We start from the raw sequence: 16,317 nt of genomic DNA, 5'->3' as shown, positions 1-16,317 counted from the left end.
GCCGGTCTCGGTGGCGAGGGTGCCGAGGTGGCCCGACACGCTGGCGATGGCCTTGCTGCTCTCGTCGGCGGCACGGGTCGAGTCGGCCGCGGCGGACTCCTGCGTGGCCAGCTGCTCGGCCAGATGCGCGAACGAATGCTGCACCGAGCCCATCGTCTCGGCGTAGGTGCGCAGGTTGCCGAACAGGGCATCGTGCAGGCTGTCGCGCCGGCGCACTTCGGTGCATTCGGCCTGCTGGTGCGCGAGCTCGCTCTCGAGGCGCGCGACCCGCGCCCGGGCCTCGGCGAGTTCGCGCTCGCTGTCGCTCAGTTGGCGACGCAGTGCGTCGGTTTCCTTCTTGCTGTTCCACCACGACATGATTGCTGCTCCACGGATCAAGGGGAGGCGCAGAACGGCGCCTCTGTTTTTCTTATGGCGTTGCCGACAATATTAATATATTTAATAACGACGGCTTTCGGGGTGACTTTAGCGGATTTGGAAGCTCGCGGAGCGTGGCATGTTTCTCGCCGGCAGCGATTTCCGCCTTCAATCCACGGGGGCGCAAGAGTACCCTTCGAGCCATGGATACCCCCGACTCGACGCCCGCCGAAGCTGTCCGCAACGAGCAGACCTTCCCGCTCGCGCTGCGCCGCGTCGCGATCGACACCTACCGCGAGAACGTCGCCTACCTGCACCGCGACTGCGCCATCTACCGCGCCGAAGGCTTTCAGGCGCTGGCCAAGGTCGAGGTGCAGGCGAACGGTCGGCGCGTGCTCGCCACGCTGAACGTGGTCGACGATCCGCGCATCGTCCGTTGCAACGAGATCGGGCTGAGTTTGGACGCCTTCGCGCAGCTCGGTGTGGAGAACGGCCACCCGGCCAAGGTCGCGCAGGCCGAGCCGCCGACCTCAATCCCCGCCCTGCACCGCAAGATCGCCGGTGAGCGCCTCGATCGTGACGATTTCCGCGCCATCGTGCGCGACATCGCCGAGCACCGTTATTCGAAGATCGAACTGACGGCCTTCGTCGTCGCCTCGAACCAGGGCGAGCTGGACCGCGAGGAGGTGTACTTCCTGACCGAAGCGATGGCCGCAGTTGGCCAGCGCCTCGACTGGCGCGAGCGCCCGGTGGTGGACAAGCACTGCATCGGCGGCATCCCCGGCAACCGGACCTCGATGCTGGTGGTGCCCATCGTCGCCGCGCACGGCATGCTGTGTCCCAAGACGTCCTCGCGCGCGATCACATCGCCCGCAGGCACCGCCGACACCATGGAGGTGCTGGCCAATGTCGAACTGCCGATGGCGCGTCTGTCCGAGATCGTGCGCGAGCACCGCGGCTGCCTCGCCTGGGGCGGCACGGCGGCGCTGTCGCCGGCGGATGATGTGCTGATCTCGGTCGAGCGTCCGCTGTCGATCGACTCGCCCGGCCAGATGGTGGCGTCCATCCTGTCGAAGAAGGTGGCGGCAGGCTCCACCCACCTGCTGCTCGACATCCCTGTCGGGCCGACCGCCAAGGTGCGTTCGATGCCCGAGGCGCAGCGGCTGCGCAAGCTGTTCGAGTTCGTCGCCGGGCGCATGAACCTGACGATCGACGTCGTCATCACCGACGGCCGCCAGCCGGTCGGCAACGGCATCGGCCCGGTGCTCGAGGCGCGCGACGTGATGCGGGTACTGGAGAACGACCCGCGCGCGCCCAACGACCTGCGCCAGAAGGCGTTGCGCCTGGCCGGTCGCATGCTCGAGTTCGACCCCGACGTGCGCGGTGGCGACGGCTTTGGCATCGCGCGCGACATCCTCGACTCCGGTCGCGCGCTGGCCAAAATGGACGCGATCATCCGTGCCCAGGGCGGCAAGCCCTTCGACCACAATGCGCCGCAACTGGCGCGGCTCAGCTTCGAGGTCATGGCCGAGGCCGACGGCGTCGTCATCGGCATCGACAACCACCAGCTCGCCCGCATCGCGCGCGTCGCTGGCGCGCCCAAGGTGCAGGGCGCCGGCGTCGACCTGCTGCGCAAGCTGGGCGACACCGTGGCGCGCGGCGAACTGCTCTACCGTGTCCACGCCGACTATCCCTCCGATCTCGAGTTCGCCCGCCAGGCCGCGGTGCGCTCGTCGGGTTATGCCATCGGTGCGGCAGACCAGCTGCCGCACCTGTTCGTGGAGTTCTGATGAAAGCGCTGCTGTTGCATTTCGAGGACGAGACGCTCGAAGCCGGGCGCCTGGCCCGGGCAGCGGGCCTGGAATGTGCGGTGATCGAGCGTCACCGCTTCCCCGATGACGAATTGCGGCTGCGTCTGCCCGAGCGCCTGCCTGGCCGGGTCGTCGTCTATCGCAGCCTGCACCGGCCGAACGAGAAGCTGCTCGAACTGCTGCTGGTCGCGCGCACGGCGGGGCGGCTGGGGGCGGAACACCTGACGCTGGTCGCCCCCTACATGGCCTACATGCGCCAGGATGTCGCGTTCCGTTCCGGCGAGGCGGTCAGCCAGCGCATCGTGGGCGAGTTCCTCGCGGGTCTGTTCGACGGTGTGGTCACGGTCGATCCGCACCTGCATCGCGTGAATACGCTGGCCGAGGCCGTGCCCGTGCCGCACGCCATTGCCCTGTCGGGTGCGCCGCTGCTGGCGGACATCGTGGCGCAGGTGCGCCCCGGTGCCGTGCTGCTCGGGCCGGACGCCGAGTCTGCACAATGGGTCGCCGCCGCGGCCGCACGCCATGGCTTCGCGCATGCGGTGTGCACCAAGGTTCGCCACGGTGACCGCGATGTGGACATCCTGTTGCCCGAGGGGCTGGACGTGTCGGGCCGAGCGGTGGTGCTGCTCGACGACGTGGTCAGCTCCGGTCACACGCTTGCCGGTGCAACCCGCCTGCTGCGGGCGGCGGGGGCGGCTTCGGTCGATGTCGCCGTGACTCATGCGCTCTTCGCCGGAGATGCCCTCGCGCAGTTGGAGGCGGCCGGCGTCGGCCAGGTGTGGAGCACCGACTGCATCGCGCACCCGAGCAATGCTGTCAGCGTCGCGCCCCTGCTCGCCGAGGCCCTGCGCCAGATCGGCATCGCCTGATCGTCCGTCGATCGTCTGCCTGATTGTCGAATCTGGCATTTCCATGCGGTTCGTGCCGCATCGCAACGGCTCGCGCCGAGCGAGCCGATGACGATCAACAGTCTTGATGCTAGCATCGGTGCTTCCTGAGCCTCCGCGGCAGGCTGTCGCGCCCCATGCGAGGGTGTGCGGTGGGCGAGGGGTTCGAGATCCATGACGGGGAGACGTGTGAAGCAATCGGTAAGGACCGTGGTATTTGCCGACCTGACGGGTAGCACCGGTCTTTTCGAGACGGCAGGCAACGTGGTCGCGACCCGCATCGTCACCCGTTGCACGCACACGCTCGGTCGCCATCTCGTCCAGGCCGGCGGCCAGCTCGTCAAGTATCTGGGTGATGGTGTGCTCGTCCTGTTCGACGACACCATCGCGGCGGTCGAAGCTGCCGCCCGCATGCGGGACGTCCTCAAGGAACAGGCGCAGAGCTTGCCGAGCGGCGGCGCGCTCGGCATCAAGACCGGCATCGAGCGCGGCCCGATCGTGGAGCACGATGGCGACTGCTATGGCGATGCGGTCAATGTTGCGGCCCGTCTCAGCGATCGCGCCCAGGCGGGCGAGACGCTGATCGGCGAATCGGTCTTCGCCTGCCTGGCCGATGCCCAGCGCCTGGCCTGCCAGAGCCTCGACCGCATCACGATCAAGGGCAAGGCCGAGCCGATGCGCGTGTGGCGTATCGACTGGGCGCGTACGGCCGAGACCACCGTCACGTCCATGCTCGACCTGCAGCAACTGATGGATGGTCCGCGGGCCGTGCAGCGCCTGGACATCCATCGTCTCGACCAGCATCTCGCATTGCATCCCGACGATGGTCCGCTGATCATCGGCCGTGGCGAAGGCGTCGGCTTTGCGGTGGACGATCAGCGCGTCTCGCGTCGCCATGCCCGCATCGAATGGACCGGCGGACAATGCGTACTGACCGACTTCAGCAGCAATGGCAGCTGGGTGCGCTTTGCAAGCTCGCCCGCGCCGGTGTTCCTGAGGCGGGATAGCTGTACTCTTTACGGCGAGGGCGAAATCGGGCTTGGCGCGCAGCCTGACGACTTCACCGCGCCCACACTCGCGTTTCACGTCATCGACGAGAACTGAGCGCCGCCGCGCTGCATCCGGTGCCGGTGAACGAACTTTGTGAGCCACACCATGCGAACACTGATTCTGCTGCTTCTCCTGTGGCCGCTGGCGTCCGCCGCGGCGCAATGGACCACGCGTCCGCTGTCCGAGGTGGCCGTCTATCCCGAATTCCGCGCCCTGGCGACCGTGGTTGCGCGCGACGAGGCACGCCTGGCGGCAGAGGTTGGCGCACGTATCGTCGCCATGCCCGTGCGCGAGGGCGAGCAGGTGCGGCGCGGCGAGGAACTCGTGCGGCTCGACGATGCCAGCTATCGCCTCGAGGTGCAGCGTGCCCGCGCCCAGCTGAACCTGGTCGACAACCGCATCCAGCTGGCGCGCGCCCAACTCGATCAGGCACGTTCGCTTTCCGGGCGTGGCTTCATCAGCGCCGATGGCCTGCGCATCCGCGAGACCGAACTCGGCGTACTCGTGGCCGAACGCGATGCGGCCCGCGCGGCGCTGGCCAGCGCAGAGCTTGCGCTGGCGCGCTGCGTGATCCGCGCGCCCTACGACGGCGTGGTGCGCGAGCGCAGTGCGGCCGTGGGGGATCTGGCCGTCGTCGGTACGCCGCTCGTCGTGCTGGCCGCCAGTGCTGACGCCGAGATCCGCGCCCGCGTGCCGGCAGCGCAGATCGAGAGCCTGCAAGCGGCAGAAGGCCTCAGCCTGGTGGCGGGCGGGACAACCCATGCCGTTCGCCTGCGGCGGATCTCGCCGCTGCTGGATGCCGCCGGGCAGGCGCGTGAAGTCATTCTCGACTCGGCGCGGCCGCTGCCGCCGGGGCTGGGGGGCGAGCTGCGCTGGCGCAGTACGGCGCCGCAGTTGCCGCCCGCCTACGTGCAGCAGCGCGACGGTGCGCTCGGTGCCTGGGTCGAGCGTGAAGGCGTAACGGTCTTCGTCGTGCTGCCGCAGGCGCAGGCCGGCCGGCCGGTGACGGTCGACTGGCCGCCGGCCACGCGCATCGTCGACGAGGGCCGTTTCAACCTGCCGCCGCGGGGCGCGCAATGAAAGGGCTCTATGGGCGGCTGATCGACAATCACCCCCTCGCCAACATTGCCTTCCTGGTCGTGCTGCTGGGCGGCATCGTCACCTACCTGACGCTGCCGCGCGCGCAGGACCCCGAGATCAACTTCAACTGGGTCAGCATCATCACCACGCTGCCCGGCGCCTCGGCCGAGGACGTCGAGCGCGAGCTGACCGGGCCGCTCGAGGATGCGATCAAGCAGGTCAAGGACATCCGCTTCGTCTCCTCGTCGAGCCGCGAGACCGTGTCCTCGATCCTGGTGCGCTTCGAGGAACTGTCCGAGCGCGAGTTCGACAAGCGCGTGAACGACCTGCGGCGCGAGATCCAGAACAAGGCTTCGGCCGAGCTGCCGGTCGAGGCGACCGACCCCGAGGTGCTGGAGATCACCAGCTCGAACGGTTTTCCGACGGCAGTGCTGGTGCTCCACGGCGCGGCGGGGGAGACGCTGCGGGCGCAGGCCTTCGCGCTGAAGAAGGACCTCGAGGGCCTGGCGGGCGTCGACGAGGTCATCGCGGCCGGGTTCGACGATCCCGAGCTGCATGTGGATTTCGACCCGGCGCGGCTCGAGGCCGCCGGGGTGTCGCCGATCCAGCTGTCGGATGGCGTCGGCGCCTGGTTTCGCAACACCCTGGGCGGGCGCGTGCGCGTGCAGGACCGCGAATGGCTGGCGCGGCTCGAAGGCAAGACGGCGGACCCTGAGCTGCTGGCGCAGGCGGCGATCGTGACGCCCCGAGGGCGCGTCGCGCTCGACGAGGTCGCGACCGTTGCGCGCGGCCACGAGCGCTCTGCGCAACTCGTCAGCTACAACGGCCAGCCGGCGGTCATGCTCTCGATCACCAAGCAGGCGCGCACCAACACGCTGCAACTGGTCGAGCGCCTGCAGGCCTTCGCCGATGCGCGCAACGTGCTGCTCGGCCCGCAGGGCATGCGTCTCAGCCTGGTGGACGACCAGACCCACGCCACGCGCAACGCCATCTCGATCATGGAGTCGAATGCCGTGTTCGGCTTTTTCGCCGTGCTCGGCATGTGCTGGATCTTCCTCGGCTCGCGACTCGCGTTGCTGGTCGGTCTGGGCGTGCCGTTCGCGCTCGCGGGCACCTTCATCGCCGTCGGTCTCATCGGCACCACGCTCAACCTGACGGTGCTGCTCGGGGTGGTGATCGCACTCGGCATGCTGGTCGACGACGCGGTGGTGATCGTCGAGGCGATCTACTACCGCCTGCAGCGTGGCGAGACGGCGCGCGAGGCCGTCATCAGCGGCATGGCCGAGGTCGGCCTGCCGGTGCTGTCGTCGGTGCTGACGACGATCGCGGCCTTCCTGCCATTGATGCTGCTGCCGGGCATCCTCGGCGACTTCATGTTCATCGTCCCCTTCGTGGTCACGGTGGGCCTGATGGTCAGCCTGCTCGAAGCCTACTGGATCCTGCCGACGCACATCATGACGCTGGGGCTCGACGGCCGCCGCAGCCGCCTGCAGCCGGTGCGCGAGCGCCTCACCCATGCCCTGCGGGTCAAGTACGCGCGCTTGCTGGTCGCGGTGATGCGCCGGCCCAGATCCGGGCTGGCGGCCCTCGTGCTCGTGATGGCGGCGGCGGGCGGCGCGATCGCCACCGGCCTCGTCCGCATGGAGTTCTTCGCCTTCGATTCGATGCGCCTGTTCTACGTCAGCGTCGACATGCCGGCAGGGGTGACGCTCGAGCGTTCGCTGGCCGAGGCCGAGCGTGTCGCCCGGGTCGTGGAGCGCGAGTTGCCGACCAGCGAGATGCGCGCCGTGACCGCATATGCGGGCCTCAAGTTCACCGACACCGAGCCGGTCTATGGCGACCAGTACGCGCAGGTGCTGGTGTCGCTGCTGCCGCGCCCGGACGACGGGCGCAACACCGGCGAGATCATCGCCGCGCTGCGTCCGCAGATCGAGGCGCTGGGGGGTGAGGCGCGCCTGTCCTTCCTCGAGATGAAGGGCGGGCCGCCGACGGCGAAGCCCATCAGCATCAAGGTGAAGTCCGATGACTATCCGCAGCTGCGCGCGGCGGCTGACGCATTGCTGGCCGAGGTGGCGAAGCTGCCGGGCGTGAAGGACATCACCGACGACGACGTGCCCGGCCGCAACGAGATGCGCCTGGTGCTCAACCGCGAGAAGCTCGCACGCGCCGGCGTGGGCCCGGACGAAGTGTCGCGCCTGTTGCGCCTGTACGGCGAGGGCGAGGTCGTCGGCACCACGCGTGACGCCGGCGAGAAGATCGAAGTCGTGGTGCGCGCGCGACCGGAGGCCTTCGTCGATGTCACCGAGCTGCTGCAGCGGCGCGTGCCGATCGGGGACGAGAGCGGCTGGCGCAGCGTGGCGCTTGGCGAACTCGTGGATCACGAGTTGCGCCTGTCGAAGGGCTACATCCGCCACTACCAGCTCACGCGCGCGATCACGGTGGAGGGCGATCTCGATCGCGAGCTCATCGACACGGTCACGGCGAACGATCGCCTCAAGGCTGCCTGGGTCGGGCTGCAGCCGCGCTTTCCCGACGTGGAGCTCGATTTCTCGGGCGAACTCGAGGACATCAATGAGAGCCTGGATTCAATGACCCGCCTGTTCTCGCTCGGCGTGGGCCTGATCTACCTGATCCTGGCGGCGCAGTTCCGCAGCTACTGGCAGCCGTTGATGATCCTGGTCACGGTGCCGCTGGCTTTCACCGGGGTCGTGCTCGGCCTGCTGGTCTCGGGCAATCCCTTGTCGCTCTATACGCTGTACGGTGTGATCGCGCTCACCGGCATCGCGGTGAATTCGGCCATCGTGCTGATCGACGCGGCCAACGAGCGGCGCGAGGCGGGCATGAGCGTGCAGCACGCGGTCATCTACGCCGCACGGCGGCGCGTGGTGCCGATCCTGATCACCTCCACGACCACCATCGGCGGCCTGTTCTCGCTGGCGGTGGGCCTGGGGGGCAAATCGCTGATGTGGGGGCCGGTCGCGGCCAGCATCGTGTGGGGGCTCGGCTTCTCGACCCTGCTGACGCTGTTCGCGATTCCGCTCGTGTATCGCATGTCGATGCAGCGCCGTACGGCCTGATGCCAGGCTGGGGGTGACGAGGGGACGGCTGGCTTTGACCGTGGTGCCCCTCTCGGCTAGAATCCGCGCCGTCATTGGGGAGTAGCCGCCTTCCGGCGTTCTGGAGGGGTGCGCGTCAACATGCTCGGCCGTCCGGCCGTGGTGCGCACGGGTTCACGAATCTGGCAAGACCTTTGACCCTGCCGCCGCCATTGATGGCCGGGGTGGCGCAGGGTCATCGTGCTCTTCCGGCCAGCGATCGAATCGAATGGACGCCTTCCTCGTCTCCACCAGCATCGTCGCGCTCGCCGAGATCGGCGACAAGACCCAGCTGCTCGCCTTCATCCTCGCCGCCAAGTTCCGCCGTCCCTGGCCGATCGTCGCTGGCATCCTCGTTGCAACGCTCGCCAACCACGCCTTTGCGGCTGCGGTCGGCACCTGGCTGACGACGCTGATGGGACCGCAAACCCTGCGCTGGGTGCTGGGCCTGTCCTTCCTCGCGATGGCGGTGTGGACGCTGATACCCGACAAGCTCGACGCGGATGACACACGCCTGCCGCGCCTCGGGGTGTTCGGTGCCACGGTGGTGGCCTTCTTCCTCGCGGAGATGGGCGACAAGACGCAGGTCGCCACGGTGGCGCTCGCGGCGCAGTACCAGGCCCTGCTGGCGGTGGTGGCCGGGACGACGCTGGGCATGATGATTGCCAACGTGCCGGCGGTGCTGCTGGGCGATCGCATCGCGCAGCGCATGCCGGTGCGGCTGGTGCACGGCGTCGCGGCAGCGATCTTTGCGGTGCTGGGGGGGGCGACACTGCTGGGTGCAGGCGAATCATTCGGCTTCTGATGCAGGCACGCAGTCCGGGAAGCTGAGTCCTTTCGGCTTTGGCTGCTATGCTTGGCCGCTTTTGCGATCTCAGCCGAATGGAATCCGCTTTTCGGCGCGGCGCCCGCGAGGGGCTGCGCGACTTTCTGCCGCTGTCGGTCGGGCTCCTGCCCTGGGCCATGGTGACCGGCATCGCGATGCGCTCGATCGGCTTGTCGCCGCTCGAGGCGATGGGCATGAACGTGCTGGTCTATGCCGGCACCGCGCAACTGGGCACGCTGCCGTTGATTGCCAGCGGCGCACCGCTGTGGCTGATCTTCGTCACCGCGATGGTGCTCAACCTGCGCTTCATCATCTTCAGTGCCGCGCTCGCGCCAGTCTTTCACGGTCATCCCTTCATGCGCCGGCTGGCCTCCAGCTACCTGCTGGTGGATGGCCTCTTCGCCGTGGGCGCCGAGAAGCTCACCCGGTCGGATGATGCGCAATGGCGCTGGGGCTATTACATTGCGCCGTCAGTCTATTCCTGGCTGATGTGGCAGTGCTGCACGCTGGTGGGCGTGCTCGGTGCCGGGGTGATGCCGCGCGACTGGTCACTCGAGTTCATGACCACGATTGCGTTGATGGTGATGGTGATCCCGATGCTGCGCGCGAGGCCGATGTGGCTGGCAGCGCTGGTGGGCGGCCTGGGGGCGGTATTGCTGCGGGACCTGCCGCTGCGCCTGGGCCTGATTGTGGGCATCGCGCTCGGAATTGCCGCGGGGTTCTTCGCCGAGCGGGCGCTGTCCGGGAGGGCGCCACGATGAGCGAGGGCATCTGGCTGTGGCTCACGCTGCTGGCAATCGGGTCGACCACGATCCTGACCCGCGGCAGCTTCATCCTGCTCGGTGAGAAGGGACGCCTGCCGCCGGCCCTGCAGCGCGCGCTGCGCTACGCGCCGGCCGCGGCACTGTCCGCGCTGGTGATGCCCGACCTGCTGATCGATGGCGGCGAGGTGTCGCCCTTCAATCCCAAGCTGGCCGCCGGCCTGGTGGTCATCGCGGTGGCGCTGCGCTGGCGCAATCCCTGGCTGCCCTTCCTGCTGGGCATGGGCTTGCTGTTGCTGATGAGAAAGGGGCTGGGTTGGTAGCGTTCGCTACCAACCCAGCCCCCAGCTGTTCGGCTTGACGGCGAACCCTTGAGGTTCGCCGTGGGCGCTGCGCAGGTCAGCGCTTCTGCGCCACGCCGTGCTCGTCGCCGGCCTCGATGGCCGCGGTGTTATCGCCGATGATCGACAGATCGGTCTTGGCGCGTTGTGCCGCGTTCGGGCGCTCGATCAGCCAGTACAGCACCAAGCCGATCACCACCGCGTATACGGTGGCCTTCGGGTCGGGCATCGCCAGCGTCACCGCGACGATGCCGGCCACGCCACGCTCGGTCGAGTTCTTGAGCTCTTCCATGCCCACCATGATGCAGATGTAGGCGGTCAGCACGAGCGTGAGCGAAAGCGCGATTGGCAGCACCGGCTTGAACACCGATACCAGCGGCAGGATGAACACGGCGATCAGGCCGGTGACCCAGAAGGTGCCGCCGCCGGAGTAGATCGAGTCCATCGCCTTGCGGCCCAGAGCGTAACGCTCGGCGACGGTGGCGTGGGCTGCGGTCCATAGCGGGCCGGCGAGGCCGGGCCAGGGGGCGAGGACGGCGTGCAGGCCGTTGCGCATCGCGGTCACGAGGTGCACGCGGGTGACGTCGAGCTCGATCTTTTCATCCGGCCGGAGGTGGTCGACGCGCTTGCACAGCGTGAAGCCGACCAGAATGTCGCCGAAAGCGATCACGTACGCGATGATCGCGGTCGGAATCGCGAGCAGGAACATGTCCGCGCTCGGCATCCCGGTGTTGAACACGAGGTAATTCATCATGCCGCCGAAATCGGGCTGGGTGATGCCCCATTCGATGTCGGGCAGCGGGTACTCGCCGACGATCCAGCCCAGGATCATGGCAATGAACATGCCCGGGATCATGCCGAAGTTCGAGATCGTCTTGGCGATCTTGTTGGTCTCGACGATGTGCTTGAAGGACAGCGAGAACAGGATGTAGGCCGAGACGATCGACCCGATCAGCAGCGAGATCGGTGTGTTGTCGATGCGGCCGCCGGTCTTGAGCTCGCCCATCATCGCCGCGATGCCTGCGCCGATGATGATTCCGCTCTTGAGCGAATTGGGGATCACCGTGACCAGCTTGTTGCCGAGGCCGGTGAGACCGAGGAACAGGAAGATGATGAACACTTCCAGCTGCAGTGCGAACATCGCCTTGACTGCCTCCGGGCCGGGTTCGAAGTTCTGCAGGAACAGCAGCACGACCGGTATCGCCGGGGTAATCCAGCCTGGCACGAGCGGAACGCCGAACAGCGCCGGTAGCAGGTAGCCGATGCCGGCCACCACGCAGAAGGCCAGCGCGGCCTCATAGGGCATGCCGAGGTACTTCATCAGCAGCGGGATCATGCCGAGGCTGACCACGAACATGAACAGACCCTGCACCATCTCCGGGTATTCCCAACGGTAATGGATGAAGGGCAGGCGGACCTTGAAGGGGCCAAGCGGCCAGTATGGGTGCTCGGCACCGTGTTGGCGTTGGATAGCCATGTTGAACTCCGGGGGTTGTTGTTTTTTTGGGTAAAAGCCACCCCTCCGGCCCGTGTCTCGCGACAGCGGGCCGGTCAGGCGGGGAAGGGCTTGGAAAGGGACGTGCTAGGGAATTACTCGATCGCCGAGGCCGACTTGGCCATTTCGCGCAGCGCGAACTTCTGGATCTTGCCGGTGGAGGTTTTGGGCAGGACGCAGAACTCGATGTGCTTGGGCACTTTGTAGCGCGCCAGGTGCTCGCGGCAGTGAGCGATGATGTCGTCGGCGGTGACACCGGCGCCGTCCTTGACCTCGATGTAGGCCGCGGGCACTTCGCCCCACTTTTCGTCCGGCTTGGCGACGACAGCGGCGGTCATCACCGCGGGGTGACGGTAGAGGACTTCCTCCACTTCCAGCGAGGAGATGTTTTCGCCGCCGGAGATGATCACGTCCTTGGAGCGGTCCTTGATCTTGACATAGCCGTCCGGGTGCATCACCGCCAGGTCGCCGGTGTGGAACCAGCCGCCGGCAAAGGCTTCGTCGGTGGCCTTCTCGTTCTTCAGATAGCCCTTCATGACCAGGTTGCCGCGGAACATGATCTCGCCCATGGTCTCGCCATCGGCGGGTACCGGCTCCATCGTCATCGGGTCGAGCACGGTGATCGCTTCCTGCATGTGGTAGCGCACACCCTGGCGGCCATTGCGCTCGGCGCGGCGGTCGATCGGAAGGTCGTTCCATTCAGGATGCTTGGCACATACGGAGGCCGGGCCATAGGTTTCGGTCAGGCCATAGACGTGGGTGATGTCGAAACCGATGCGCTCTGCGCCTTCAATGATCGCGGCGGGCGGTGCGGCACCGGCAATGAGACCGGCGACGCTGTGCTCGATGCCGGCGCGCAGGCCGTCCGGGGCGTTGATCAGCATGCCGTACACAATGGGCGCGCCGCACATGTGGGTGACCTTCTGGCTGCGGATGAGCTCGAAGATCAGTGCCGGATCGACCTTGCGCAGGCAGACATTGACGCCGGCGTTGGCGGCCATGGTCCACGGGAAGCACCAGCCGTTGCAGTGGAACATCGGCAGCGTCCACAGATACACCGAGTGCTGCGGCATGCCCCAGCTGATGATGTTGGAGGCTGCGTTCAGATAGGCGCCGCGGTGGTGGTACACCACGCCTTTCGGGTTGCCGGTGGTGCCGGAGGTGTAGTTGAGCGCGATCGCATCCCATTCGTCGGCAGGCAGGCTCCACTTGAATTCGGGGTTGCCACCGGCGATGAAGTCTTCGTACAGCAGGGTGCCGACACGCTCGGTGCCGGGATATTCGTCATCGAGGGCGTCGATGACCAGCGGCTTGTCGCCATCAAGCAGTTCGAGTGCGGGACGGACCACCGCAGCGAACTCGGGGTCGGTGATCAGCACCTTGGCTTCGCCATGCTTGAGCATGAAGGCGATGGCTTCGGCATCCAGGCGGGTGTTGAGCGTGTTGAGCACGGCGCCGGTCATGGGCACACCGAAGTGGGCCTCGAACATCGACGGTACGTTGGGCAGCATCACCGCCACGGTGTCGCCCTTGCCGACGCCGTGGGCGACCAGCGCGCTCGCCAGGCGGCGGCAGCGGGCGTAAGTTTCGCCCCAGGTGTAGGTGCGTGGGCCATGCACGACGCTGGCGCGATTGGGGTAAACCATCGCTGTGCGCTCGATGAAGCTTAGCGGCGACAGTGAGACGTAGTTCGCCGGATTCTTGTCCAGTCCTTGTTCGTATGCAGTTTTCGACATCCTTCTCCACTCCCAGAGGTACAACAGGTTGACGATCGGACGGGCTTACGCAGATTGAATCTCCATACCCGCACCGTCGAGTATGAAGAATGACAAAAAATCTTGTCGGTAATTATGCGGGAATGTACTCAATCTTGTCCGACGCTTTTCCTGGCGTGGTGCGGGCATAGAATCGAATGTTTTGGACCTGCGACAGCGGGTTGATGTGGAGCTGCGGCAACGATGAGTCGGGATCAAAACCTGTCGGGCGAGGAGCGCTTCAGCCATAGCGAGCTGCGCTTGCGCCAGATTACCGATACCATCCCGGCCCATGTGGGCTACTTCGACCACGACTGGGTGTTCCGCTACGGCAACAGGCGTTATGCACAGTGGTTCGGCACGACGAGCGAAGGCATGAAGGATCGTTCCATCCTGGAAGTGATCGGCCAGCATGTATTCGACCAGGTCGAGGACAAGGTTCGACGCGCTCTGGCAGGGGAAGAAGTGAGTTACGAGTACAGCATGCCCGGCCGTGACGGCAGCGCGTTGTATGCGCGCAGCACCTTGGTGCCGGATTTCAGCCCCGAAGGGGAGGTGGTGGGGTGCTACGTGCACGCGGTCGACATCACCGAGCAGCGTCGCACGCAAAGTGCCCTGGCACAGGCGCAGAAGATGGAGGCCATCGGACAGCTCACGGGCGGACTGGCGCACGACTTCAACAACATGTTGACGGTCGTGATGGGCAATCTCCAGGGGCTCGCCGAGGCGCTGGCTGACCACCCCGAGGCCGCCGCCATAGCGGCCGAATACGTCGAACCTGCGATGGCTGCGGCCGAAGGGGGCGCCGGCTTGGTCCGTCGGCTGCTCGCCTTCTCACGCCAGCAGCCGATCGTGCCGATGGTGGTCGAGGTCAATGAGTTGGTGCTCGGCATGGCACGGTTGATCCGACGCTCCTTGCCCAACACCATCAATATCGCCACCGCGTCGCGCGATGTGGAGTTGCATGCGCTGGTCGACCCCAATCAACTCGAAAGCGCCCTGCTCAATCTGGCGCTGAATGCACGCGATGTCATGCCCAACGGTGGCGAACTGCGCATCGAGTGTTCGCTCGACTGCATCGACGGCGCCGTCGCCGCCGATCTCGAACTGGCGTCGGGCTGCTACGTGCAGATTGCGGTCAGCGACAACGGCACCGGCATGGACAGCGCGACCCTGACGCATGTGTTCGAGCCTTTCTTCACGACCAAGAAGTTCGGCCTCGGCAGCGGGCTGGGCATGGCGATGGTGTATGGCTTCATCAAGCAGTCGGGTGGCGGTGTGCGGATCCGTAGCCGGCAGGCGGTGGGAACGACGGTGTCCCTGTTGCTGCCGTGTGCCCCACGTTCGACCTTGCTCCGCCCCGTGTCGCAGGCGGCCGAGGCTCAGCCGGCCAAGCGGCTGGACGGACGCCTGGTGATGCTCGTCGAGGACGATGACAAGGTGCGCGAAGTGGTGCGAAAGCAGTTGTCGTCCCTGGGCTGCGCAGTCCTCGAGGCCGAAAGTGGCCACGAAGCCGCTGACATGATTGAAAATATCCCCGCGATCGCACTGGTGCTGTCGGACATCGTCATGCCGGGTGGTATGGATGGGCGTGCCTTGGCGCGCTTTGTGCGCCGTTTCCGGCCTGAACTGCCGGTGGTGCTGATGAGCGGCTATGCCGAGCGGACGGAGACGGGCCGCGAGGATGCCGATGTGCCGATGCTGGACAAGCCATTCACCCAAGAGCGTCTGGTCGAGGTCCTGCACGCGGCGATCACCTGACCATCCGGGGGAAGGGGATTGAACGACAAAGCACAGGGCCTCATTCATGTCGTCGAGGACGATGCCAATGTGGCGCGCCTGATCACCGGCACGCTCGAACGGTTCGGCTATCGCCATGCCGTCTTTTCGTCAGGTGGCGACTTTCTGCGACAGTTGCGGGCGCAGGCGCCGGATCTGGCGATCCTCGACCTCGGCCTGCCCGACATGGATGGCATGGAGGTGCTGCAGCAGTTGCGCAACCGCTACCGTTTCGGGCTGCTGATCGCCACCGGCCGCGTCGACACCTACGACCGGGTGATGGGGCTGGAGCTGGGCGCCGACGACTACGTGGTCAAGCCGTTCGAGCCGCGCGAACTGATCGCCCGCGTGCGCAGCATCCTGCGCCGCTACCAGCCCGAGCCGCAGATTGACGACAGCAGCTTGCGGGTGGCGGCCTTCGCCGGTTGGCGTTTCGAGTGCGCCACCCATCGCCTGGTCTCGCCCGACGGGGTCGAAGACACGCTCAGCCTGGCCGAGTCTCAACTGCTGACGGCTTTTCTCGAGCGCCCCAACCAGATTCTGTCGCGTGAGCAACTACTGTCGGGGCGCGATGTCAGTGCGCTCGACCGCAGCATCGACCTGCGCGTGTCGCGCCTGCGCAAACGCTTCGAGCAGGGCGGGCACAGCGGCAAGTTCATCAAGACGGTGTATGGCGCGGGTTACCTGCTGGCGGCGACGGTGAGCTGGAGCTGAGCGCGGGCCTCCGCTTTGTGGCGATGAACCTTGGTTTCTGTCTGGTGGGAGCGGCTATGCCGCGAACAGGGTCTGTCTCAGCGTAGCCGCTCCGATCACTCAGGTGGGTTCTGCCCAGATTTCGTGGGCCACTGCGTGTTCGATGGCGAGTTCGACGTGCTCGCACAGCAGCACGGTCATCGGCGTCTGCTGCAGCACCTTGACGGCCTGCGCCGCCGACAGGCCGTAGGCGTGCAGCTGCTCGCGCTGCAGCGGGTCGATCTCGTCGCCGAAATCGGTGATGCGGACCATGCGGCCGAGCGGCGTGCCGGTGAGGCGGATGCGTTCGTGGGTGGGCGTGCGGTTGGCGTTCATGTGTCGGCCTCCT

General features: G+C 66.6%; 13 protein-coding genes and 1 riboswitch. Of the genes, 10 read left to right on the top strand and 3 right to left on the bottom strand.

What is annotated here, in order from left to right:
* Positions 1 to 560: 560 nt before the first annotated feature.
* From AC731_RS12220 to AC731_RS12185, 8 genes are all read left to right on the top strand, one after another.
* Entirely contained in the window at positions 561 to 2,147 is a 1,587-nt protein-coding gene (locus tag AC731_RS12220; protein ID WP_048706429.1) for a thymidine phosphorylase family protein, read from the top strand.
* Positions 2,147 to 3,037 carry a ribose-phosphate diphosphokinase gene (locus AC731_RS12215; protein ID WP_048706425.1) on the top strand — a complete coding sequence of 297 codons (891 nt, stop codon included), beginning with the start codon at positions 2,147 to 2,149 and terminating at the stop codon, positions 3,035 to 3,037. The genes AC731_RS12220 and AC731_RS12215 overlap by 1 nt, the downstream gene beginning before the upstream one ends.
* Positions 3,038 to 3,244: 207 nt before the next feature.
* Entirely contained in the window at positions 3,245 to 4,159 is a 915-nt protein-coding gene (locus tag AC731_RS12210) for an adenylate/guanylate cyclase domain-containing protein (protein ID WP_038012182.1), read from the top strand.
* 51 nt (positions 4,160 to 4,210) lie between these two features.
* The gene (locus tag AC731_RS12205; RefSeq protein WP_048706421.1) at positions 4,211 to 5,185 is read left to right on the top strand and encodes an efflux RND transporter periplasmic adaptor subunit; all 975 of its coding nucleotides are present in this window, start codon (positions 4,211 to 4,213) and stop codon (positions 5,183 to 5,185) included.
* Entirely contained in the window at positions 5,182 to 8,262 is a 3,081-nt protein-coding gene (locus AC731_RS12200) for an efflux RND transporter permease subunit (RefSeq protein WP_048706419.1), read from the top strand. Before AC731_RS12205 ends, AC731_RS12200 begins: the two co-directional genes overlap by 4 nt.
* 56 nt (positions 8,263 to 8,318) lie before the next feature.
* Positions 8,319 to 8,502, top strand: a riboswitch (yybP-ykoY riboswitch).
* Between the two features lie 7 nt (positions 8,503 to 8,509).
* Positions 8,510 to 9,085, top strand: coding sequence for a TMEM165/GDT1 family protein (locus AC731_RS12195; RefSeq protein WP_048706417.1), 576 nt, complete (start codon positions 8,510 to 8,512; stop codon positions 9,083 to 9,085).
* A gap of 77 nt (positions 9,086 to 9,162) precedes the next feature.
* Complete coding sequence (locus tag AC731_RS12190; RefSeq protein WP_048706415.1) at positions 9,163 to 9,867, top strand: AzlC family ABC transporter permease; 705 nt, start codon at positions 9,163 to 9,165, stop codon at positions 9,865 to 9,867.
* Complete coding sequence (locus AC731_RS12185) at positions 9,864 to 10,190, top strand: AzlD domain-containing protein (RefSeq protein ID WP_004264457.1); 327 nt, start codon at positions 9,864 to 9,866, stop codon at positions 10,188 to 10,190. Before AC731_RS12190 ends, AC731_RS12185 begins: the two co-directional genes overlap by 4 nt.
* 76 nt (positions 10,191 to 10,266) lie before the next feature.
* On the opposite strand, the gene AC731_RS12180 is transcribed toward AC731_RS12185, so the two are convergent.
* Entirely contained in the window at positions 10,267 to 11,685 is a 1,419-nt protein-coding gene (locus AC731_RS12180) for a solute carrier family 23 protein (RefSeq protein ID WP_004264454.1), read from the bottom strand.
* A 113-nt stretch (positions 11,686 to 11,798) separates the two neighbouring features.
* Positions 11,799 to 13,439, bottom strand: a complete 1,641-nt coding sequence (locus tag AC731_RS12175) for an acyl-CoA synthetase (RefSeq protein WP_048706409.1) — start codon at positions 13,437 to 13,439, stop codon at positions 11,799 to 11,801.
* Positions 13,440 to 13,661: 222 nt separating this feature from the next.
* Here AC731_RS12175 and AC731_RS12170 point away from each other — a divergent pair, with 222 nt between their 5' ends.
* Positions 13,662 to 15,218: an ATP-binding protein gene (locus AC731_RS12170; RefSeq protein WP_048706406.1), complete on the top strand. Its 1,557-nt coding sequence runs from the start codon at positions 13,662 to 13,664 to the stop codon at positions 15,216 to 15,218.
* Between the two features lie 18 nt (positions 15,219 to 15,236).
* Positions 15,237 to 15,950, top strand: a complete 714-nt coding sequence (locus AC731_RS12165; RefSeq protein ID WP_048706404.1) for a response regulator transcription factor — start codon at positions 15,237 to 15,239, stop codon at positions 15,948 to 15,950.
* 99 nt (positions 15,951 to 16,049) lie between these two features.
* Here AC731_RS12165 and AC731_RS12160 read toward each other — a convergent pair whose 3' ends face one another.
* A complete protein-coding gene (locus tag AC731_RS12160) occupies positions 16,050 to 16,304 on the bottom strand; it encodes a ferrous iron transport protein A (protein WP_048706401.1) in 255 nt (84 codons plus the stop codon).
* Between the last annotated feature and the right edge of the window lie 13 nt (positions 16,305 to 16,317).

The organism is Thauera humireducens, from assembly GCF_001051995.2.
In the GTDB taxonomy this organism is placed as follows: Bacteria; Pseudomonadota; Gammaproteobacteria; order Burkholderiales; family Rhodocyclaceae; genus Thauera; species Thauera humireducens.
The sequence above is the reverse complement of the archived record's forward strand: the minus strand, read 5'-3'. Positions and strand labels throughout refer to the sequence as shown.